Source organism: Acetobacter fabarum, assembly GCF_022483405.1.
In the GTDB taxonomy this organism is placed as follows: domain Bacteria; phylum Pseudomonadota; class Alphaproteobacteria; order Acetobacterales; family Acetobacteraceae; genus Acetobacter; species Acetobacter fabarum.
In genome coordinates this window covers 1,424,712-1,443,664 of sequence record NZ_JAKVNI010000001.1, presented here as the reverse complement: position 1 = coordinate 1,443,664, position 18,953 = coordinate 1,424,712, and the positions used below count along the sequence as shown (strand labels likewise).

At 62.1% G+C, this 18,953-nt stretch carries 18 protein-coding genes and 1 tRNA gene; 3 read left to right on the top strand and 16 right to left on the bottom strand.

What is annotated here, in order from left to right; all coding sequences use genetic code 11:
• Positions 1-38: 38 nt before the first annotated feature.
• Positions 39-551 carry a hypothetical protein gene (locus LKE65_RS06855; RefSeq protein WP_086646646.1) on the bottom strand — a complete coding sequence of 171 codons (513 nt, stop codon included), beginning with the start codon at positions 549-551 and terminating at the stop codon, positions 39-41.
• Positions 552-672: 121 nt separating this feature from the next.
• Positions 673-1,788 carry a THUMP domain-containing class I SAM-dependent RNA methyltransferase gene (locus tag LKE65_RS06850; protein ID WP_278740812.1) on the bottom strand — a complete coding sequence of 372 codons (1,116 nt, stop codon included), beginning with the start codon at positions 1,786-1,788 and terminating at the stop codon, positions 673-675.
• A 144-nt stretch (positions 1,789-1,932) separates the two neighbouring features.
• Between LKE65_RS06850 and LKE65_RS06845 the strand changes: the two genes are divergently transcribed.
• A complete protein-coding gene (locus tag LKE65_RS06845) occupies positions 1,933-2,403 on the top strand; it encodes a c-type cytochrome (protein WP_086646644.1) in 471 nt (156 codons plus the stop codon).
• 108 nt (positions 2,404-2,511) lie between these two features.
• Here the strand turns inward: LKE65_RS06845 and LKE65_RS06840 are convergent, their stop codons facing one another.
• The 5 genes from LKE65_RS06840 to LKE65_RS06820 form a co-directional block, all read right to left on the bottom strand.
• Positions 2,512-3,273, bottom strand: a complete 762-nt coding sequence (locus tag LKE65_RS06840; protein ID WP_165925291.1) for an SDR family oxidoreductase — start codon at positions 3,271-3,273, stop codon at positions 2,512-2,514.
• Between the two features lie 167 nt (positions 3,274-3,440).
• On the bottom strand, positions 3,441-4,850 hold the full coding sequence (locus LKE65_RS06835) for a cryptochrome/photolyase family protein (RefSeq protein WP_278740811.1): 1,410 nt from the start codon (positions 4,848-4,850) through the stop codon (positions 3,441-3,443).
• Positions 4,851-4,881: 31 nt separating this feature from the next.
• Positions 4,882-5,469, bottom strand: a complete 588-nt coding sequence (locus LKE65_RS06830) for a hypothetical protein (RefSeq protein ID WP_086646642.1) — start codon at positions 5,467-5,469, stop codon at positions 4,882-4,884.
• A 220-nt stretch (positions 5,470-5,689) separates the two neighbouring features.
• Positions 5,690-5,766: transfer RNA gene (locus LKE65_RS06825), tRNA-Arg, on the bottom strand.
• Positions 5,767-5,879: 113 nt separating this feature from the next.
• Complete coding sequence (locus LKE65_RS06820) at positions 5,880-7,022, bottom strand: alpha/beta fold hydrolase (protein WP_278740810.1); 1,143 nt, start codon at positions 7,020-7,022, stop codon at positions 5,880-5,882.
• 59 nt (positions 7,023-7,081) lie between these two features.
• Between LKE65_RS06820 and LKE65_RS06815 the strand changes: the two genes are divergently transcribed.
• The gene (locus LKE65_RS06815) at positions 7,082-7,297 is read left to right on the top strand and encodes a zinc-finger domain-containing protein (RefSeq protein ID WP_086646640.1); all 216 of its coding nucleotides are present in this window, start codon (positions 7,082-7,084) and stop codon (positions 7,295-7,297) included.
• 92 nt (positions 7,298-7,389) lie between these two features.
• The gene (locus LKE65_RS06810; RefSeq protein WP_278740809.1) at positions 7,390-9,777 is read left to right on the top strand and encodes a protein-disulfide reductase DsbD family protein; all 2,388 of its coding nucleotides are present in this window, start codon (positions 7,390-7,392) and stop codon (positions 9,775-9,777) included.
• Between the two features lie 57 nt (positions 9,778-9,834).
• Here LKE65_RS06810 and LKE65_RS06805 read toward each other — a convergent pair whose 3' ends face one another.
• The 9 genes from LKE65_RS06805 to LKE65_RS06765 all read right to left on the bottom strand — a co-directional run bounded on the left by LKE65_RS06805 (position 9,835) and on the right by LKE65_RS06765 (position 18,917).
• Positions 9,835-10,170: a DMT family transporter gene (locus LKE65_RS06805; protein WP_086646638.1), complete on the bottom strand. Its 336-nt coding sequence runs from the start codon at positions 10,168-10,170 to the stop codon at positions 9,835-9,837.
• Positions 10,171-10,206: 36 nt separating this feature from the next.
• Positions 10,207-11,475, bottom strand: coding sequence for a serine--tRNA ligase (gene serS, locus LKE65_RS06800; RefSeq protein ID WP_278740808.1), 1,269 nt, complete (start codon positions 11,473-11,475; stop codon positions 10,207-10,209).
• 3 nt (positions 11,476-11,478) lie between these two features.
• Positions 11,479-12,300 (bottom strand): twin-arginine translocase subunit TatC, encoded by an 822-nt coding sequence (gene tatC, locus LKE65_RS06795; RefSeq protein WP_095349286.1) that lies wholly within the window; start codon positions 12,298-12,300, stop codon positions 11,479-11,481.
• Entirely contained in the window at positions 12,297-13,052 is a 756-nt protein-coding gene (tatB, locus tag LKE65_RS06790; RefSeq protein ID WP_278740807.1) for a Sec-independent protein translocase protein TatB, read from the bottom strand. Before tatB ends, tatC begins: the two co-directional genes overlap by 4 nt.
• Positions 13,053-13,126: 74 nt before the next feature.
• Complete coding sequence (gene scpB / locus LKE65_RS06785) at positions 13,127-13,888, bottom strand: SMC-Scp complex subunit ScpB (RefSeq protein ID WP_278740806.1); 762 nt, start codon at positions 13,886-13,888, stop codon at positions 13,127-13,129.
• The gene (locus LKE65_RS06780) at positions 13,885-14,844 is read right to left on the bottom strand and encodes a segregation and condensation protein A (RefSeq protein WP_278740805.1); all 960 of its coding nucleotides are present in this window, start codon (positions 14,842-14,844) and stop codon (positions 13,885-13,887) included. The genes scpB and LKE65_RS06780 overlap by 4 nt, the downstream gene beginning before the upstream one ends.
• A 20-nt stretch (positions 14,845-14,864) precedes the next feature.
• Positions 14,865-15,887, bottom strand: a complete 1,023-nt coding sequence (locus LKE65_RS06775) for an SPOR domain-containing protein (protein ID WP_278740804.1) — start codon at positions 15,885-15,887, stop codon at positions 14,865-14,867.
• The gene (gene argS, locus LKE65_RS06770; RefSeq protein WP_253527800.1) at positions 15,887-17,686 is read right to left on the bottom strand and encodes an arginine--tRNA ligase; all 1,800 of its coding nucleotides are present in this window, start codon (positions 17,684-17,686) and stop codon (positions 15,887-15,889) included. The genes LKE65_RS06775 and argS overlap by 1 nt, the downstream gene beginning before the upstream one ends.
• A gap of 40 nt (positions 17,687-17,726) precedes the next feature.
• The gene (locus LKE65_RS06765) at positions 17,727-18,917 is read right to left on the bottom strand and encodes a deoxyguanosinetriphosphate triphosphohydrolase (protein ID WP_095349291.1); all 1,191 of its coding nucleotides are present in this window, start codon (positions 18,915-18,917) and stop codon (positions 17,727-17,729) included.
• Positions 18,918-18,953 lie beyond the last annotated feature (36 nt).

Sequence of the window (18,953 nt, the reverse complement as noted above, 5' to 3'; positions counted from 1 at the left end):
ACTGGCAGAACCTGCACTGTTTTTTTCAGGTTCTGTGCCTAAAGGTGCAAGCGCATATGGGTGCGCAGGTCATTGCACCGTTTGGCATACTGGGATGCCTTGGATGCGGTGAAGTAATTGATCAAAAACGCACCCAGCAGGGAGCCGAACGAAATAACGGTCAGCAGTTCCCCTGTAAACAGGATGGGAGCATCATAGTGCAGGGCGGAATACCACAGCAGGCCTATGCTCAGCACCGCGCCACAAAACCCGAGCACGCCGGTTGATTTGAGCAAGGAATCCTCAATACTCTCAAACGCCGATGTCTCCCGCCACAGGTCAAACAGCTTGCGGTCCACATCATCCACAGCGGCGGTGTGTTCCTTTATTTCAACCTCCGTACGTTTGTGGGGGTTTTTGCGGTGAATATCGAGTTCCTGCCGGGCCTTGGCAAACACGCGCCGCCGCTCCTTGATGGCGGGCAGGCTGATGTCCACAAAGCTGAGAATAGCCACGTTAAGACCGGCCGATAACTGCACAACGGCTTGAAAATCGCCCCATGTCACGCTCATTTTTTGGCACCTCCCCCCTGGCTCACCTGCTGATCGGGCTTCCTTTTATAAAGCAGGATGGGGGAAATAAAGGGGGCGTGCAGGCATGCCCGTCATGCCCGCCCCCATACCACACCGTCCCCTATGGCAGCGGTGCGGTCTGGTACAACGAAACACGCAGCCCCCCATGGGGCACGGGGGCTTCGGGCGGCAAAAATGGCAGGCCGGTACCATGGGCAAGCTTTGCCTCGGTCGTGACAATAGCCACACGCCAGCCCGAAAAATGCGCCAGCATGGTCTGCCCAAACGCACTGTAAAGGGGGAGCAGGCTCTGCTTGTCCCCTATGCGGGTGCCATAGGGTGGATTGGCAATAACCAGCCCCGCAGGCCCCGGTGGTGGCCGCAGGGCGCTGATTGTGGTCTGGGCAAAGGTTGCATAGTCCTGCACGCCTGCGCGTTCAGCGTTGGCGCGGCTCATGGTTATGGCGCCTGCATCCCGGTCGCTCCCATAAAAATGGACCAACGGTGTGCGTTCGCTTTTAACCGCGCGCATCTGCTGCCATGCCTGTGCATCAAAGGTCGCCAGTTGTTCAAACGCAAAATGGCGCGCCCGGCCGGGGTTAAGGCGGGCGGCAATTTCGGCGGCCTCAATCACAAACGTACCCGAGCCACACATGGGGTCCAGCACTGGCTCCTGCCCGTTATAGCCACACTGGCGCAGGAACAGGGCCGCCATTGTCTCCCGCAGGGGGGCGCGGTTAATGGCCTGTTTGTAGCCGCGCCTGTGCAGCAGATCGCCCGATGTATCCACGCTTATGGTGCAGAGATTCTGCTCAATACGCGCACGCACCAGCACTGGTGCGTCATCCGCCTGTGTGGCCCTCAGCGTCTGGGCAATGGCTTTGCCTATGCGCTCGGCCGCAGCACCGGCATGGTACACGCGCGAGCCTGCACAGCTTGCCTCCACCCGGAAGGGTACATCGGGGCGCAGAACGTCCTGCCACGCAACCTGCCGCGCGCGCCGGTCGAGCTGGGACAGGTGCACAACGGGAAAAGACGCTATACGCGCCAGAACCCGGCTGGTCCCACGCACCCACAGGTTTGCGCGCCAGACCTCCGGCCACCCACCGCGGATAACAACCCCGCCGGGCACGGCCACGGGCTGTTTGAACCCTTTAAGCCGCACCTCCGCGCACAACACGGATTCCAGCCCCGGCACGGTGGCCAAAAAGATCTCAAAGTCCTTGTCTTTCGTCATGACGCCTGAATGACAGGAAGCCAGCCCAACGGCAACTTTATCCTTGCGCCCCCCATATGCGGATCTGTGCGCAGGGGGGAGTTGAGATACAGCCAAAGCCGTGTATAATTGTTGCGAAATCGAACGATTAAGCAGGAGTTTTTCATGAAAAAAACCATTCTGGCTGTGCTTGCAGCAACTGCGGGCCTGTCCGGCCTTGCAGGGAACGCACACGCAGCAGCCGATGGTGCGCAACTGTTCGCAACACACTGCGCCATGTGCCACCAGAGCACCGGCAGCGGCGTGCCCGGGCAGTTCCCTCCGCTTAAAGGCCGTATCAACCAGATTGCAGCCACCCCCGAAGGCAAAACCTACGTTATTCACGTACTGCTCAACGGCCTGGCAGGCAGCCTGAAGGCTGGCGGCATGTCCTATATGGGTTACATGCCCTCCATGGCCGCCATGTCGGATGATGATATTGCAGCACTGCTGAGCTACGTTTCCGCCCTGTCGGGCGACGCTTCCGCCCCGGCCTTTACTGCGGACGAAATCAAGAGCGCGCGTGCAACCCCACTCCAGCCCGGCCAGATTCTGGAAGAGCGCAACACGCTTAACGCAGCCCACCCGCTGCCATAAGCCCCTGCACCATTACGGGCAGACCATCAAAAAAGCCTCCCGCAGCACTGTGCGGGAGGCTTTTTTGTGACCCCCAGTCCCTTGAAGGGCCGGGGGTAACAAAATGACTTACTGGGCCGTGTAGCCGCCATCAATCACCAGTTCACTCCCGGTCATGAACTTGGATTCGTCAGACGCCAGATACAGAATGCCGTAGGCAATATCGTCCGGCTCACCCAGATGGCCAAGCGGATGCAGGTCCACCAGCTTCTGGCGTGCTTCTGCGGCATCGTTGGTCAGCCCCTGCACCATGGGGGTCCAGATATAGCCCGGATGCACGGAATTGACCCGAATCTTGTAGCCCGACTTGGCACAGTGCAATGCGGCAGATTTGGTAAACAGGCGCACGCCGCCCTTGCTGGCGTTATAGGCTGCAAGGGTAGGGTCCCCCACCAGCCCTTCAATGGAGGACAGGTTGATAATGGACCCGCCCCCTGCTTTTTTCATGGCTTCAACCGCATACTTGGTGCCCAGAAACACGCTGTTGAGGTTGATGGACTGCACACGCTGCCAGTCTTCCAGGCTCGTGCTTTCCACCGTGCCATTATAGGCAATACCGGCATTGTTGACCGCAACATCCAGCTTGCCAAATGTCTGCTCCGCCAGATTTACGGCGTTCTGCCAGTCTGCTTCCTGCGTAACGTTGAGTTTGACAAACAGGGCCTCGCCCCCTGCGGCCTTGATTTCGGCTACCGTGTTGTGCCCGGCTTCTTCCTGCAAATCAGCCACGACAACCTTGGCACCTTCCTTGGCCAGCAGAATTGCGGTGGCCTTGCCAATACCGTTGGCGGCCCCTGTAACAATGGCGACTTTTCCTGCTACGCGGGTCATGTATCTGCTCCGTGGTTTGTTCTGTCCTGTAATTACAAACGCAAACCGAAGCCTTTGGCCTTGATGCCCGTCAAAAAAATTGTTTTCTTCACCATATTTTCAAAAAAATCAGTTCTTTACCCCGCATTATCGGGTCATATCCGGCGTAAAGGCTGCATGGGCTTAACTCATGCCTCGTTTTTCTGCGCTTTCCATGCTGCCAGTGCCCGTGCGCGCGCTACGCCGTGGTCCACAATGGGGCTGGGGTAGCCAGTCGGCTGCAACAGAGTTGCCTGCCATGGGGTATGAATATCGGGGCCACGCAACCCCGCCAGTTCGGGCACCCAGGTACGGATATACGCGCCATCGGGGTCGAATTTCTGCGATTGCAGGATGGGGTTCATAATCCGGAAAAAAGGTGCGGATTCCACCCCGGTTCCAGCATTCCACTGCCAGTTCATGGGGTTGCTTGCGGGGTCATAATCCACCAGCGTATGGGCAAACCAGCGTTCGCCCTCGCGCCAATCAATCAGCAGGTGTTTGACCAGAAAAGACGCCACAACCATCCGCACCCGGTTGTGCATAAGACCCGTCTGCCAGAGCTGGCGCATGCCCGCGTCAACCAGCGGGTAACCCGTGCACCCCTTTTGCCAGCGTGCCAGCCCCTTGGGGTCCACCCGCCATGGCATTGTATCAAACTCAGGCCTGAGGTTGCGCGTACTCATATCCGGGTGTTCCCACAACAAGGACCACGCAAACTCCCGCCACCCGATTTCGGAGAGGAACTTACTCCCTCCATCCTGCGCGCCTGCCGCCGCCACGGCGTGCCAGATCTGTGCGGGTGTTATCTGGCCCGTGCGCAAGAAAGGAGAAAGCTCGGACGTTGCATCCCTGCTGGGAAAATCCCTGTCGTGCGCATAGTTTTGCAGGGCATGGGCAATAAAGTCATGCAACTGGGCGTGTGCATCCTGCTCGGCAAAAGCGTGGTAGGGCCGCATGGCCTCGGCCCAGCCTGGCAGGTTCTGCACCGCGGCATCGGGCAAGATCTGTGCATCTGGCAAGGCCAGGCATGGGGCAAACGCCATACTTGGGGGAACCGGCAAGGGGGCCGGGTAATGGGCCGTAGCACTGGCCGCACGCCAGAATGCACCAAAAACCTGAAAAGGCTGCCCGGCCTTGCTCCGCACGGTCCATGGCTCATGCAGCAGGCTGCCCGGCGTGCTGTGCACTGCCACACCCATCTGTTTAAGCTGGGCCTTGAGCCGGGTATCCGTAGCCTTACCCGCCGGGTCGTAGCGACGGTTCCAGAACACCTGCGTACACCCGCCTTCACGCACCAGTTCGGGCAGAATCTGCTCGGCCTGCCCCGTAAACAGGTGCAGGCGGCCGCCATATGCGCGCAAGGCGTGGTCCAGCGCCTGCACACTCTGGGCCTGCCACCAGTCCAGCGCGGTTGTGCAGGTCTGGCCAGCAGGGCGTATAAACACGCACCACAGGGGCTGGCCGCTCCGCACAGCATTGGTCAGGGCAAGGTTGTCGGCCAGTCGCAGGTCATCGCGGAACCAGACCACAACGGGGGATGGGCTGGTTTTATCCATACCGGCACCTGTTACGCGCATGGTGGCCGCGTTAGTTCACCGGACCATCGGACAGACGCACAAGCACCTTGACCGGGTTGCCGTTGTCATCTGGTCCTACGTAAAAATCGCGCCATGTGTTGCGCGTAAAGATCCATGTTTTGGAGAGGTTAACCCCAAGGGAGCTGCTTTTGCATGGCGGGCTGCCATCCCCCGGCTGGCTGTTGGCACACTGGGCGGCACTCCCCCCCTTGGTGGGCAGGTACACGTTGGTTTCCAGCGTAGCTGTGCGGCCGTTCAGGCGGACTGTGCCCTCCACCCCGACTTTTTTGCTGACCTCCAGCGGCGCTCCCCCCTGCGGCGGTGCGCCCTGCACCACTACATCGGAAAAATTGGCCGGGTTGACCGAACACACTTCAGACGCAGCGGTGCTGATGGTGTGTTCCACGTCATTGACGGTCACCACCACATGCACATCAATAATGTAAACCGGGCCGGATACACACAATGTGCTCTCGCCATCATTGGCGGCATAGGGCGAACGGGGCACGGATGCCGCCCGTGCTGTGGCAGCAGGCACAAATGCAGCGACTGACGCAATAAACAGGCAGGATGCCACAACAAAAAGTTTCTGCTTCATCACCACTGCCGAACCCTTTATCCACCGTTTGTAAAAAAGCTGTCCTGAATACCACGCGCAATCTGGCATGAATGGCCAAGAATAAACAGTCTGTCCGCGCGCGAGAAGCACTTACCCGCAGCATAAACAGGGGAGAACAGCCCGGACGTGTCTAACCCAAAGCGGGAAAGTGTCTAACCCAGCCTATAAACCGCAGTTTTTAGCTATTTTTACAGGAGAATGGTGGACCCGACGCGATTCGAACGCGTGACCTTTGCCTTCGGAGGGCAACGCTCTATCCAGCTGAGCTACGGGTCCGTTGGCCCATCTCCTAACCTAAAGCGGGGGGCGTTGCCAAGCCTTTATCTTTCATATCCGCCCGAACAGGCCAGCACCGGCAGAATAACCCCTGCAAGGGGCCTCCACAGGGCTTAGGGAGGAACAACGCCATCCAGTCTGGCAGGCAGGAACCATGCCGGGCTACGCCCACCCAGCCCGCTGGCTCCCTGCTCCTGCGCCAGCCATACGGCGGCGGTTATATCACCCCCCGATGGCAAAAACCGCTCTGGCTGGCTGATCCAGCTAGCAATATCCCCCAGAGCCAGCGCGCCGCGCCGGTCACGCAGCAGCAGGTGGTGCCCTCCGGTTATCAGGTCCAGCCGGACTGGCGGTGGCAGTTCCCCCCATGCCTGCGCCATGGCCTGCGGGGGCACAAGCTGGTCCTGATCTCCGTACAGGCACAAGACGGGGCCATGCACCCTTGGCGCCGCACGTGCTGCACTGCGCATGAGGGCCACCAGCCCGCGCAGGGCTTCCAGCCGGGTCTGGCGCAGGGTGAGTGGGTCATAATACAGGCGGATAAGGGCTGCGGGGTTATCGCTGGCCACAACATGCACCGGCAGTTCGCGCCCCGTGACAAAACGCTTGGGAAACAGTGTGGCCAGCACATCCAGCGGAACATCCGCCCCCATTCCAAGGTCCCACACAGCAGGGGCCAGCAATATGGTCCCTGCAACCTTGGGGGCATCCGGGCCGGACATAAGCAGCATAAGCACAGCGCCCCCCATGCTCTCCCCCATAAGGTAAAGCGGCACGTCGGGGTGGGTCTGCCGGATCCGGGCTTCCTCCTCACGCGCATCGGCAACCAGTTGGGCACTTCCGGCCCAGCCCCCACGTAGGGGGGCGGCCCCAAAACCGCGTATGTCGGGGGCAACAAGTGTAATCCCCTGTGCTGCCAGAGCCGGGGCGGAGTACTCCCATGCGTCCTTGCTGTCATTAAACCCGTGCAGGGCCAGCACAACCGCGCGTTCATGCCCATGGGCCTGCCACACCCGCACGGGTATGGCTGCACCATCCCGCAGGCTTATCACCCCATCAGGCGGAACAAGGCGGGCGGCGGCGGCGTACCGGGGGGGAGGAACAGGTGCGGGGGGCGGCACACTGGCGCAGCCTCCAAGCAGAGCCAGCCCACATGCAAACAAGGGCAAAGCCCTGCTCCAGCGCCGGAGTAAGCCTTTGCTCACGCGTATGGGAAAAGATGCCTGCTGCACAACCACGGCTACAATGCGTATCATCCCCCCAGACTTTGCGCCACACCCGTACCTGCCAACCTGATACGAGGCTTTTTGAACCCATGCTTATCCAACCGGCAAACCCCATCCCCCGCCCCCGTCTGGGGCATGTGGAAACCATTCTGGTCGATCAGCGCAAAATTGCCTGCGATGGCGGGCTGGGCCAGTTGGGGCACCCGCGCGTCTGGCTCAGGATTGGTGGGCACCAGACGGTCTGCCCATACTGCTCGCGCCTGTTTGTGCTCCAGCCCGGTGCCGCAGCCGACTCCGGGCATTAATCCGGCAGCGGGCACACGATCCATTTCCCACACAGCCAGGCTTTGCGTATGCTGGCCCTCTGGACCCATACCCGTGCTGAAAGCTGACGTTGATGCGCCGCCCTGCCCGCTCCGCCACCCAACTCCCTGCCCCCAAGGTTGCGTGCTCCGCACCAGCGGCTGCCAGCACGCGCACCCCCCGCCCTCTGTTTTTGCGTGGTTCTGACCAGGTGGCACGGCTTGCAACGGGGCTGGCAGGATTACTGGGGGTAGCACTGGCCTGCACCGGCAGCCTGCCCCATGCAGCACAAGCTGCGCAAAGTGCGCCTGTGGTCAGTGCCCACAGCACCGCCACCCTGATTACGGACGCCAGCACGGCCAGCGCCACTGCCCCGCTCCATGTTGCCCTGCGCCTGCAGCTCAAGCCCGGATGGCACACATACTGGCTCAACCCCGGGGATGCAGGAGACCCTGCCAGCCTGAGTGTCACCGCATCGGGCGCATTACAGGGCACCGCCCAGACCATTACCTGGCCCACGCCCCAGCGCATAAGGGATGCCTCCCTTATGTCCTACGCCTATACGGGGGATGTTGTGCTGCCGGTTACGCTGCACCTACAATCCAGCACGCCAGACGCACACGGCTGGACAACCCTGAACGCACAGGCAAGCTGGCTTGTATGCGAGCAATCCTGCATTCCCGAAGACGGTACATTTACCCTGACCCTGCCCACAGGGGCTCCGCTGGCCTCTGCTCAGGCATCTCTTTTTGTGCAGGCGGCCCAGCATACGCCTGTGCCTTCCCCCTACCCGGTTACAGTCAGCCCTGCTGGTGTATTGCATGTGCTCGCACCGGGCCTGAACCGGCAGTCCGTGGGGAATGCGTGGTTCATGCCCCAAGAACGCGGGCAGATTACCGAAGCCGCACCACAGGCCCTGACATTTGATGCCAATGGGTTGTCCCTCCGCCTTGAACCCACAACAGGTTTTGCCCGTAACAAACCTCTGGCGGGTATTCTGGTCCTGCAAGCACCAGACGGAACCGAGCGCGCTCTGAGCATACAAGCCACCCCACAGGCGGATACACCAGCCCCGGCACAGAGCGCGGCCCTGGGTGGAGTGCCACGCGCAATACCAACAGCAGCTCCGCCAGCAAGCACAGCCCAACCCGCCCCCACACTGCCCGAAGAGCAAAACGCTGCCAGCCCCAGCCCAGCCCCCGACACAGCCGCCTCTACAGGTAACGCACCAGCGGAGGGGGGCAACACAACGCGCGACCTGCTCCGCTTTATCGTACTAGGGTTACTTGGCGGGCTGGTGCTAAACCTGATGCCCTGCGTTTTTCCCATTCTGGCCATGAAGGCGCTGGCCGTAGCCCGTATGGGCCAAAGCGAGCGCAAGCACCAAAAACAGAGTGCCATAGCTTACGCCGCCGGGGTTATTGCGGGTTTTACAGCCCTTGGCGCACTGGTCATGGCGCTACGGGTTGGGGGGAATGCTACGGGCTGGGGGTTCCAGTTCCAGTCCACCGTATTTGTGGGCATGATCACCTGGCTGCTCTTTGCCATGGCGCTCAACCTGCTGGATGTATTTGCCTTTCTTCCCCCCGCTCTGGGCAATGCCTCCTCCCGCAAACACGGGCTTGCGCATGATGTGCTGACCGGCCTGCTGGCTGTGGTTGTGGCCTCCCCCTGCACGGCCCCGTTCATGGGGGTTGCCATTGCGGGAGCCCTTGCTGGCCCGCCGCTTACCGGGCTGGTGGTGTTTGCAGCCCTTGGCGTTGGGCTGGCAGCCCCTTACGTGCTGCTGGCCTTTAGCCCCGCATTGGCCAGCCACCTGCCGCGCCCCGGTGCATGGATGGACTATTTACGCCAGTTTCTGGCGTTCCCCCTGCTCGGGACTTGCGTGTGGCTGCTCTGGGTTGCCACGGTGGAAGGGGGCGCCACAACAGTATTGCTGCTGTGTTCGGGCATGGTATGTCTGGCGTTTGCCGCATGGGTGTATGGCATTGCCCAAAAGCGCCAGCGCCACATGGGCCACAGCCGGAGCTGCACGGCCCTGTATGGTGTGGCCCTGCTGGGGCTGCTGGGGGCTATGGCGCTGCTCCCTGCCCTGCAACAGCAGGCGGCACAGCAGCCCGGCACGGTGCAGGCTTTACCCAGCGGGACAGAAGCTTTTTCGCAAAAGCGGCTGGACGCCCTGCATGCCGCCGGTAAACCCGTGTTTGTGGATATGACAGCGGCATGGTGCATTAGCTGCCTTGTGAACGAGCGCGTGGCCCTGAACACCGACGCCACAAAAGCCGCAATGGCCCGCTACGGCGTAACGGTCCTGCGCGGGGACTGGACCCGGCGGGACCCGGCCATAACGGCTTTTCTGCACGCGCATGGGCGCGACGGTGTGCCGTTTTACCTGTTTGTACCCGCACAGGGTGATGCCGTGGTGCTCCCCCAGATTCTAACCCAGGGGCTGGTGCTCCGCACCATAACCCCCATACCCTGAGAGCCACGGCACGGCTCCACCCCACACCAAGCCCGTGCCAGCAAAGCTGCGGAGGGCTTAATGTGTGGTGGTGGAAAACAGGTTGATGACCACCACACCAGCCAGAATAAGCGCGATGCCCGCAATGGCCGGGGCATCGAGCGTCTGTTTTAAAAACACCGCGCCAATAACCGAAATCAGCACAATGCCAACACCCGACCACAAGGCGTACACAACGCCTGCGGGCAGGGTTTTAAGCGGGATGGACAGGAAGTAAAACGCGCACCCATAAGCCAGCAGGCTGATGGTCGCAGGCAGCCAGCGCGCAAACCCCTGAGACGCGGCAAGGCAGGCCGTGCCAATCACTTCCGCCACAATGGCAATGCCCAACAGCAGCAGGGGTTTGTGAGTCATCCCCACAAACCCGAAGCGAGAGTAGCGCGCCCGACGTTACGCAATGCGCTCAAGACCACCCATATAGGGGCGCAGAACCTCCGGCACGGTTATGGACCCATCCTCGTTCTGGTAGTTTTCCATCACGGCAATTAAGGTACGCCCTACAGCCAGCCCGGAACCATTGAGGGTATGCACAAATGCGGGGGCGCCACCGGCCTGCGCACGGTAGCGTGCATTCATACGGCGGGCCTGAAAGTCGCGCGTGTTGGAGCATGACGAAATCTCGCGCCAGGCGTCCTGCCCCGGCAGCCAGGCTTCAAGGTCAAACGTCTTGGCCGCGCCAAACCCCGTATCCCCCGCACACAGCAGCATGCGGCGGTAGGGAATGTTCAGTTTTTCCAACACAACCTCGGCACAGCGGGTCATGCGCTCGTGTTCGACGTCACTTTCCTCCGGCGTGGTCACGCTGACCATTTCCACTTTTTCAAACTGGTGCTGGCGCAGCATGCCGCGCACGTCCCGCCCGGAGGCCCCGGCCTCGCTACGGAAGCACTGGCTGAGTGCGGTCAGGCGCATGGGCAGGGCGGAGCCATCCACAATATCCCCCGCGACCGAAGCACTCAGCGGCACTTCGGCTGTGGGAATAAGCCAGCGGCCATCCTCCGTTCTAAAGGACTGGTCTGCAAACTTGGGCAGCTTGTCGGTGCCGTACATGGCATCATCATTCACCAGCACGGGCACCTGTGTTTCCGTGTAGCCATGCTCCGTGGTGTGCAGGTCTAGCATAAACTGACCAAGAGCGCGCTCCAGCCGTGCCAGTGCGCCGCGCAGCACCACAAAGCGCGAGCCCGAAAGCTTGGCCGCCGTGGCAAAATCCATCTGGCCCAGAGCCTCGCCCAGCTCAAAATGCTGTTTGGGGGCAAAGGCAAACTCGGGTCTGGTGCCCCATGTCTGCACCACCACATTTGCGGTTTCATCCGGGCCATCAGGCACGCTCGGGTCCAGCCGGTTAGGCAGGGTGGCCAGCAGGTTGGTGGTCTGGTTGCCCAGAGTGTCCACCTTCTCCTTCAGTCCTTCCATGTCCGCGCGCAGGCTAGCGCCCTCGGCTTCCAGCCCGGCTGTGTCTCCCCCTGTGCGTTTGAGGGTGCCTATCTCCCGCGCAAGGGTTTTGCTGCGGGTCTGCTTGTCCTGCAAAAGGGTCTGGGCCTGCCGTTTTTCCTCATCCCATGCAAGAAGCTGCGCAGAGACGGGGGCCATGCCCCGGCGCGCCAGATCTGCATCAAACGCCGTGGGGTCGGCTCTTAGGGCGCGGATGTCATGCATGGGTCAGGGAACCTCCTGCTCGGGGTTGGTCGTATCCGCCAGCGGCCGTTTAGGCTCGATCAGGCGGGCACACAGAATGGAAATTTCGTAAAGCAACACCAGCGGCACAGCCAGACCGAACTGGGTAATGGGGTCGGGCGGCATAAAAATGGCCCCAAGCACAAACGCGCCCACAATGGCGTAGCGGCGGAACTTGCGCAGCATGGCGGAGGTCACAATACCCACACGGGCAAGCAGGCTGAGCACCACCGGCAGCTCGAACGCAATGCCAAACGCCATGATCATCTTCATGACCAGAGACAGATATTCCGACACCTTGGCCTGAAGTTCGATCTGTACCTGATCGCCCCCCGCACCCGGCGTCTGGAACGACACGAAAAACCGCCATGCCACAGGGAAAATAAAGTAATACGCCAGCGCCGCCCCGGCTACGAACAGCACAGGCGTTGCGATAAGGAACGGCGCAAAAGCCCGTTTTTCCGAGCGGTAAAGCCCCGGCGCAATAAACATCCACGCCTGTATGGCCACTATGGGAAAAGACAAAAACGCCGCCCCGAACAGGGCCACCCGGATATAGGTGAAAAACGCCTCATACAGTGCGGTATAAATCAGGTGGGGCTGCTCCCCACGCTGGCGCATGATCTCGCCTAACGGGCGGGCCAGAAACAGATAAATATCACCCGCGTAATGGTAGCACAGGGCAAAGCACACAATAAACGCAGCCCCCGACCACAGCAGGCGGCGGCGCAGCTCCAGCAGATGCTCCAGCAGGGGCATGGGCTGGTCGTGGATCGGGTCTTCTTGATGAGGGGCGTTATCGCTCATGCCTGCGGGTCCGTTGTCGTGCTGGCGGGTCCATATGCTGCCGTAACGGCCTGCGTTCTATTCTCGGCCTCTTCCCCTGCTGGCTCTGCGCCCGCCGGGGTGGGTTGCTCTGGCGTAAAGGGAGGCGCAACGGCCTGCCCCGTAATGGGCTGGTCCTCCAGCCCGGCAATAACGCCGGGGGCCACGCTATGGCCTGCATGCATAAGCCGCACGGGGGGGAGGATGGCAGGCGGATGCAGCCTGTCCTGCTCACGCAGGATGCGGCGCACAATAATGGGGGGCAGTTCGGGGGGAGCACTGTCCACCTGCCGGTCCTGCACACTTTCCTGCCATGCCGGAGCGGAGCCGTAGTGCTCATGGCCCATAGGCGTGGTGGCATAGTCCGCTGTTGCGGGGGCGGGGCTTGCCGAGCGGGGTATGGCATCCAGCGCTCTGGGGCCGGAGGGGACAAAACGCTCGGTTACGGGTGGGGCGGATACAGCCCTGTTCAGGCTCCCATCGCTATCCAGCGCCTTCATGATCCGGCCGCGCACGTTCAGGTTTTTCAGGTCCCGCACATGCTCGCTTACCTCGGACAGGTCAGCCTCACGCACCACCTCATCAAGGTGGGACTGGAACTCGCTGGCCAGCGCACGGGCTTTTTTAATGCCTTTTGCAAGCCCGCGAATAGCAACCGGCAGGTCCTTGGGGCCAATAACAACCAGAGCCACCGCGCCGATCAGGGCGAATTCCGACCATGCAAAATCAAACATACCAAGCCCCGTTCACGCCCACCCCATGCGACCCACAACATAGTCCTGCAACACAGTCAGGGCGTGCATCTCTATCACGGACCATCGGGGGCGGGAACCGCAACCTGTGCAACCTGCTCATCTGCCGTGCCGGTTGCGGGGGGGACCTCTGGCTCTTCCCCCGCCTGCTCCGGGGTATCCCCCGGGGAGTGGGGGCCCTCATCAGGCCCTTGCCCCGCGGCCTGAAACGCCATGGCCGACTGGGGCAGCCCGCCCTCCCCCGGATTTTGGGGCACATCCACCATAAGCTCCTCACGCCGAGGCATGTCGGAGAGTGCGCGCAGACCAAAATGACGCAAAAAGTCGGCCGTGGTGCCCCACAGGACCGGCCTGCCCGGTACCTCCTTGCGGCCACGCGGGGCAATCAGCTCCGCTTCGATCAGGGTATCAAGCACATTCTGCCCAAGGCTTACGCCACGAATTTCTTCTATTTCCACACGGGTACAGGGCTGGTGGTAGGCAATAATGGCCAGTGTTTCCATCACCGCGCGGGGCAGCCGCCTTGGCCGCTCCAGCACGCGGGTTAAAAGCGGTGCCAGATCGGGGGCGGTACGGAACTGCCAGCCACCGGCCACCTCTACGGGGAATACGCCCCTGCCCTCATAACGGCGGCACAGTTCGGCCAGAACAGCCGCCACAAAAGCCCCCAGGTCTTCCCCCCCCGTGGGCATGATCTGCCTGCCTTCCAGCAGGTCCGCCAGACGGCGGGCGCTCACGGGTTCGGTCGAGGCAAAAATAAGGGCTTCGGCCAGCCTTACGGCTTCATCCGGCACAGTCAGGGGGGCGGGGGTGGTCATGCGTCCTGCTTCTTTTCTCTGGTGTGCCTAGGCGTGGCGTCCTCTGCGGGGGTGGGGTCTTCCTCCGGTTCGGGCTGCGGGTCGGTGGCCTCTGCCTGCTCATGCGGGCGGAGCATGATCTGGCCAAAGGTTTCATCCTGCCGCAGTTCAAGCCGCCCGGTCTTGGCCAGTTCCAACCCTGCGATCAGGGTGCCAGCCATGGCGGCGCGGCGCTGGCGCAGGGCATCCTCCCCCTCCGCCTGACCGGGTAGGCTGTCTGGTAGAAAAGCGTCCAGCGTGCTCCAGCCCGGTGGGGTTTCGCCCAGCAGGCGGGTCAGCCTGCTCAGCGCATCCTGCACGGTCCAGAACCGGATCGTGCGGGGGGCGTAAATCCGCCTGCGTGCGGTGCGTCTTACACAGGCAAGGTAAGCCCGCATAAGCTGGGCCATATCCAGCGCCAGACCGGAGCGGTCCACCTCCACCAGATTTTCGGGCAGGCCACGGGCAAACACATCACGCCCAAGGCGGGGCCGTACATCCAGCCAGCGGGCCAGCTCACCCATGCAGGCCAGCTCTATCAGCCGTTCTTGCAACAGCTCGGCGGCTTCCTCCCCCTCCATGGCCAGTTCGTCATCGGCGGGGAGCAGCAGACGGGATTTGAGCCATGCCAGCCATGCGGCCATAACCAGCCAGTCTGCAGCCAGTTCCAGCCGGACACGGCGGGCATTTTCCACCACAGCCAGATACTGTTCGACCAGTTGCAGAATGGAAATCCGGGCGAGGTCCACCTTTTGCGCCCGCGCCAGATCGAGCAGAAGGTCCATTGGCCCTTCAAACCCCTCCAGCCGCAAAAGCGGTACACGTGGCACGTGGTCCTGCGCTGCATCATGCAGCGCAGTGGTTTGCGGGTCTGCCGGTTTGTGGGCAGGAGGGGGCTGCGTGCCCTCCCCTGCCGGATGCACAGTTTGGGATTCCATCAGGCGTTCCACAGGTGGCGTCAGGGACGCACCACCATGCAGGCCATACCACGCTCACGCACCGAGGAGCAGAAATCCTTTGCATCCGCCACGGCACCAAAGCCCAGCACGCGCAGGCGATAGAACGTGGCGTTATTCTGCTCGGTACGGACAAAGGCGGGGGTCACACCACCGAACAGGGTTGGGTAACGGGTTTTGAGCCGTGCCCATTCCTTCTGGGCTTCTGCCTCAGTTTGCAGGGCTGCCAGCTGGACCTGATACTTGCCCCCTGCCGTACCATGTGGAGCAGTTGCGGCTTTTTTGGCCGCAGGTTTGGCAACCGGAGCGGCTTCCTCTTCCCCATCGGAGGCATCATCCGTGGGAATGGGGGCTTCCTTAAGCGGTTCGGGCACTGCGGCCTCGGCTACGGGAGCGTCCGCCCCCTGCGCGGGCAAAGCGGCGGAGGGCACAGGCTTAAGGGCTGCGCCATCGGCCTGTGCGGCATCCTGCGCTGTGGGTTCAGCTGCGGGAGCCGCAGGTGCAGGTGCAGCCGCACCCGCTGCCGGAGTGGTGCCTGCATTATCCGCCGCTACGGGGGCTGGGGCACCCACCGGGGCAGGCTGGCCACCGTACTGGGCAGCAAGGGCTGCGGGGTTGGGTTTTTCAGGCGCGGGCACGGGGTGGCCCTGCTGGTTTGCATCTGCATCAGGCAGGGCCAGCGTATCAAGCTGCATACCGCCCGGATCAACCGGCTTGGTGCGCATGGCAACCGGGGGGGGCCCCATAACGGGAATACCGCTCTGGTGGTGGCCCAGCACGGCCCAGCCACCAATACCCAGCACCAGCAACCCGCCCAGCCCGGCCGCACCGTAAGCCAGACGCCGCGTGCCGGACTCACTGCCCAAAAAGCTGGTGAACATATCCATCAGCTTGCTGCCACCGGCCAATTTGTTGCCTGTTGCCGAGCGCGTGGCGGGTTTGTCGTCATAATCCATGCTCATGCGCTCACGCGCACGGCTGATCCGTTCTTCCACCGTAGAGCTGGGGCGGTCATCCTCACTCATCAGCGCATTTCCTCCACCGGGTCCACACCCATAACCGCAAGGCCGGAGCGGATCACCGCCGCCGTAGCCGCCACAAGGGCCAGACGCGCGCGCGTGGCTTCCACCGCACCAGCCTGCAGGAACCTCAGGGACGCATCATCACGCCCACGGTTCCACAGCGCATGAAAATCACCCGCCAGTTCGGCCAGATAGAACGCAATACGGTGCGGCTCCCGCGCAAAGGCAGCGGCTTCCACCATACGCGGCCATTCAGCCAGACGGCGCACCAGAGCCATTTCCGCGTCCGAGGTCAGGCTGTCCAGCGTGGCGGTGGCAAGGGCTGCGTTGTCCACTGCGCCGTAGGCCCCTTCTTCTGCGGCACTGCGCAGCACGGAGCGGCAGCGGGCATGGGCATACTGCACATAAAACACGGGGTTATCACGCTGCTGGGCCACCACAAGGTCCAGATCAAACTCCATCTGGGCATCGCTCTTGCGGGTGAGCATGGTAAAGCGCACGGCGTCACGCCCGACTTCGTCAATCAGGTCCCGCAGGGTAACGAACGTGCCTGCACGCTTGGACATTTTGACCGGCTGACCATCACGCAGAATATGCACGATCTGGCACAGCAGCACTTCCAGCGGTACGGTATCCCCCGTAAGGGCCTTTACGGCGGCCTTCATGCGTTTGACGTAACCGCCATGGTCCGCACCCCACACGTCAATCATGACCTGTGCGCCACGGGCGACCTTGTCCATGTGGTAGCCAATATCATTGGCAAAGTAGGTGTTGGTACCATCCGACTTGCGCAGCGGGCGGTCCACATCATCCCCAAAGCTGGTGGAGCGGAACAGGAGCTGTTCGCGCTCTTCCCAGTCTTCTGGCAGTTTGCCTTTGGGGGGCTCCAGCACGCCGTTATACAGCAGGTCGGCCTTGGCCAGCTGGTCTATGGCGGTATCGGTTACGCCACGGGCCAGCACGTCCGCCTCGGACGAAAACACATCGTGGTGCACGCCAAGGGCTGCGAGGTCTTCCTTGATCGCGCTTAACATATGGGTCACGGCAAAGCCGCGCACGGTTTCCAGCCATGTTGCAGCAGGGGCTGGCAGGGGTGCGCCGTCCACGTCCACTTCGGCCAGCTTGTTGCCAAACTCGGCTGCCAGTGCCTCACCCACGGGAATGAGGTATTCGCCCTGATATTGCAGGCCACCGGGGGCAAGGGCCGAAAAATCGTCCTGCGTCATTCTGGTGCCCAGCACCTGCAGGTAGCGCCAGTATGCCGCCCATGCCAGCGCCTTGACCTGATTCCCCGCATCGTTGATGTAGAATTCCTTGGTCACGTCAAACCCGGCCTTGGCCATAAGGTTGGCCAGTGCATCGCCTACCACGGCACCGCGGCAATGGCCGACATGCATGGGGCCGGTGGGGTTGGCGGATACGTATTCCACATTCACCCGCACACCCTTACCTGCTGTGGACTGACCATAGGCCTCACCCACAGTCAGCACCACGGGCAGCACGGCCCGCAGCACGGCGGGTTGCAGGGTGATGTTGACAAAACCGGGCCCGGCGGCAGCCACGGCAGCAATGCCTTCCACCTTTTGCAGGGCGCTGACCAGATCAGCCGCAATATCGGCCGGTTTGCGGCGCGCAGCCTTGGCCAGCAGCAGGGCGGCGTTTGTTGCCATGTCCCCGTGCGCGGGGTCACGCGTGGGGGTCAGTTCCACGCGGGCCAGCGTTTCCTCCGCCACGTCGGGCAACAGTTCGCGCACAACGGCCAGAACATGATGACGGTAACGCTGGAAAACACACTCGGACATAGACGACTCAACCCCGTAATTGGTGCAGCAAACGCGTTTATCAGCCTGCAACGGCCAGGTCCGTCAACCGCCTATGTTCTTCCATGGCGTATCGATCGGTCATGGAAGCCACGTAATCCGCCACGGTGCGGTGCACGGCTGCCTTATCTTTATCCCCCAGACGCTGCTGCCATTCGGCTGGCAACAGGTTTGGCGACTCCGTAAGGGTGGAAAACAGCTCCCCCGTTACGTGGCGGGCCTTGTGGGTCATGCGGTTGACCCGCCAATGCCTGTACAGCTTGGCAAACAGGAACTTGCGGATCCCCTTATTGGCCTCATCCATGGCGGGGCCAAAGGCCACAACGGGCGCACTGGCGGCACGAATATCCTCAACACTGCGCGGGGCCAGATCAGCCAGCCGCGCGCGCGTGCACACCAGCACATCGGTCACCAGAGCATGAATGACACGGCGCACCATTTCGTGCCGGATACGCTGGTGGGTGCGGGTGTCGGTTTTTGGCAGGTCTGCCGCCAGTGCGCGGGCTTCGGCCAGAGCCTGCCCGACCAGTGGCACGTCCACCAGATCATCCAGCGATAGCAGGCCGGACTTTACGCCATCATCCAGATCATGCCCGTGGTAGGCAATGTCATCCGCCAGAGCAGCCACCTGTGCCTCGGCCGAGGCATAACCGCCCAACTCCAGCGGGAACAGCGCATCCACCTCCGCCAGTCTGGCGGATGGCCTGCGCACGGGGCCATTGTGTTTGGCCAGCCCTTCCAGCGTCTCCCATGTCAGGTTCAGGCCATCAAATGCCAGATAGCGCCGCTCCAGCAGCATGACCTGCCGCAACGCCTGCGCGTTATGGTCAAACCCGCCGTACTCCTGCATGCGCGCGGCAAGTGCATCCTCCCCCGCATGGCCAAAGGGGGTGTGGCCGAGGTCATGCGCCAAGGCCACGGCCTCGGTCAGGTCCTCATCCAGCCGCAGGTAGCGGGCCATGGAGCGGGCCACCTGCGCCACTTCCAGCGAATGGGTCAGCCGGGTGCGGAAAAAATCGCCCTCGTGGTTAATGAACACCTGCGTTTTATACTGCAAACGCCTGAAGCCGGAGGAATGCACCACCCTGTCCCGGTCACGCTGCCAGGGGGAGCGGGTCAGGGATTCGGGCTCTGCGTGCAGGCGCCTGCCCCGGCCCTCGCCGGGCTGCACGGCATAGGGCATCAGCTCATCGCGTTGTGTGGCTTGCAGCATTACGCACCTCCTGGCCTGTCCGGGCGGCACAATGCC

Bases quoted from the DNA above. Each gene is read 5' to 3' on its own strand.
- LKE65_RS06855 (WP_086646646.1), bottom strand. From the start codon at position 551: ATGAGCGTGACATGGGGCGATTTTCAAGCCGTTGTGCAGTTATCGGCC.
- LKE65_RS06850 (WP_278740812.1), bottom strand. From the start codon at position 1,788: ATGACGAAAGACAAGGACTTTGAGATCTTTTTGGCCACCGTGCCGGGG.
- LKE65_RS06845 (WP_086646644.1), top strand. From the start codon at position 1,933: ATGAAAAAAACCATTCTGGCTGTGCTTGCAGCAACTGCGGGCCTGTCC.
- LKE65_RS06840 (WP_165925291.1), bottom strand. From the start codon at position 3,273: ATGACCCGCGTAGCAGGAAAAGTCGCCATTGTTACAGGGGCCGCCAAC.
- LKE65_RS06835 (WP_278740811.1), bottom strand. From the start codon at position 4,850: ATGGATAAAACCAGCCCATCCCCCGTTGTGGTCTGGTTCCGCGATGAC.
- LKE65_RS06830 (WP_086646642.1), bottom strand. From the start codon at position 5,469: ATGAAGCAGAAACTTTTTGTTGTGGCATCCTGCCTGTTTATTGCGTCA.
- LKE65_RS06820 (WP_278740810.1), bottom strand. From the start codon at position 7,022: ATGATACGCATTGTAGCCGTGGTTGTGCAGCAGGCATCTTTTCCCATA.
- LKE65_RS06815 (WP_086646640.1), top strand. From the start codon at position 7,082: ATGCTTATCCAACCGGCAAACCCCATCCCCCGCCCCCGTCTGGGGCAT.
- LKE65_RS06810 (WP_278740809.1), top strand. From the start codon at position 7,390: ATGCGCCGCCCTGCCCGCTCCGCCACCCAACTCCCTGCCCCCAAGGTT.
- LKE65_RS06805 (WP_086646638.1), bottom strand. From the start codon at position 10,170: ATGACTCACAAACCCCTGCTGCTGTTGGGCATTGCCATTGTGGCGGAA.
- serS (WP_278740808.1), bottom strand. From the start codon at position 11,475: ATGCATGACATCCGCGCCCTAAGAGCCGACCCCACGGCGTTTGATGCA.
- tatC (WP_095349286.1), bottom strand. From the start codon at position 12,300: ATGAGCGATAACGCCCCTCATCAAGAAGACCCGATCCACGACCAGCCC.
- tatB (WP_278740807.1), bottom strand. From the start codon at position 13,052: ATGTTTGATTTTGCATGGTCGGAATTCGCCCTGATCGGCGCGGTGGCT.
- scpB (WP_278740806.1), bottom strand. From the start codon at position 13,888: ATGACCACCCCCGCCCCCCTGACTGTGCCGGATGAAGCCGTAAGGCTG.
- LKE65_RS06780 (WP_278740805.1), bottom strand. From the start codon at position 14,844: ATGGAATCCCAAACTGTGCATCCGGCAGGGGAGGGCACGCAGCCCCCT.
- LKE65_RS06775 (WP_278740804.1), bottom strand. From the start codon at position 15,887: ATGAGTGAGGATGACCGCCCCAGCTCTACGGTGGAAGAACGGATCAGC.
- argS (WP_253527800.1), bottom strand. From the start codon at position 17,686: ATGTCCGAGTGTGTTTTCCAGCGTTACCGTCATCATGTTCTGGCCGTT.
- LKE65_RS06765 (WP_095349291.1), bottom strand. From the start codon at position 18,917: ATGCTGCAAGCCACACAACGCGATGAGCTGATGCCCTATGCCGTGCAG.